Annotated in this window: 6 tRNA genes and 1 other RNA gene (1 of these 7 only partly in view); all 7 read right to left on the bottom strand. The window is 46.7% G+C overall.

What is annotated here, in order from left to right:
- Window positions 1-179: 179 nt before the first annotated feature.
- Window positions 180-253: transfer RNA gene (locus V7161_RS29845), tRNA-Gly, on the bottom strand.
- A gap of 6 nt (window positions 254-259) precedes the next feature.
- Window positions 260-335 (bottom strand) — tRNA-His (locus V7161_RS29840).
- Between the two features lie 21 nt (window positions 336-356).
- Window positions 357-433 (bottom strand) — tRNA-Arg (locus V7161_RS29835).
- 82 nt (window positions 434-515) lie between these two features.
- Window positions 516-607 (bottom strand) — tRNA-Ser (locus V7161_RS29830).
- A 74-nt stretch (window positions 608-681) separates the two neighbouring features.
- Window positions 682-766 (bottom strand) — tRNA-Leu (locus tag V7161_RS29825).
- A gap of 24 nt (window positions 767-790) precedes the next feature.
- A tRNA-Ser gene (locus V7161_RS29820) sits at window positions 791-881 on the bottom strand.
- 173 nt (window positions 882-1,054) lie between these two features.
- Window positions 1,055-1,228, bottom strand: an RNA gene (rnpB, locus tag V7161_RS29815) — RNase P RNA component class B (it continues 223 nt past the right edge of the window).

Here is a 1,228-nt window from a genome sequence, read left to right as displayed (position 1 = left end):
CTCTACCGCTGAGCTACTGCGGAATAATTATATTAATCCCTAATCCTTATCTTGTTAGAAGCATGTCCTCGCCTCAGTAAGTAACGCAAGGAGCGGCTCGGCGTGTACAACTCGGAGCCATTTCATGATGCATCGCTCGTCTCTACCGCTGAGCTACTGCGGAATAAATAAATAGTGAATGGAGCGGGTGATGAGAATCGAACTCACAACATCAGCTTGGAAGGCTGAGGTTTTACCACTAAACTACACCCGCATTATATGGGGCGGCTGATGGGAATCGAACCCACGAATGTCGGAACCACAATCCGATGCGTTAACCACTTCGCCACAGCCGCCATGATTATATTATTAATTAGTGGCGCGCCCGAAAGGAGTCGAACCCATAACCTTTTGATCCGTAGTCAAACGCTCTATCCAATTGAGCTACGGGCGCATAATATTGAATGTTATATTGCAATTGCAAAAACACTGGTGCCTAGGACCGGATTCGAACCGGTACGGTAGTCATATTTTTATGGAGGAGAGCAAGGGATTCGAACCCTTGAGACAGGGTTACCCGCCTACACGATTTCCAATCGTGCTCCTTCGACCACTCGGACAGCTCTCCATTAATAAAATCTTGCCTTTAGGAATTCCAACGACCGATTTCTACAGCAGAACAACAGCGAAAAAATAATTAATTGGTGCGGGTGAAGGGAGTCGAACCCCCACGCCCTAAGGCGCCAGATCCTAAGTCTGGTGCGTCTGCCAATTCCGCCACACCCGCAAATAAGTTGTTGTAAAACTGAAATGGCAGAGAAGAAGGGATTTGAACCCTCGCGCCGGTTACCCGACCTACACCCTTAGCAGGGGCGCCTCTTCAGCCTCTTGAGTACTTCTCTGTATTTAAAATCATGCGAAGTTCCGTAAGGAGCTTACGTAAGAAATATACCATCTATCCAAATTGGAAGATAGCTGTAAATTTTGGTAGTTCAAAAGTCCCGGTTTGTCCATTTTAAATTTCCGTTACAAATATTCGAAGAATACTTCTAAAACGATTACATGCACATGAAATGGCTGTAAGCCAGGTTCTGTCCTTCCGTACTCCAATCGGCAGCATGCCTCGTACAAGAAGTGTAGTCATCTATCTATCGACCAATGGCCGATTCATCCGTTAGGTTCATTTCCCGCAGGATGATGCCCCTACCTAAATTTGGGTTGCTCGCTCGTGGGGTTTACCCGTTCCACC

The sequence above is a fragment of the Neobacillus drentensis genome (assembly GCF_036965425.1).
GTDB classification, from domain to species: domain Bacteria; phylum Bacillota; class Bacilli; order Bacillales; family Cytobacillaceae; genus Neobacillus; species Neobacillus drentensis_F.
The sequence above is the reverse complement of the archived record's forward strand: the minus strand, read 5'-3'. Positions and strand labels throughout refer to the sequence as shown.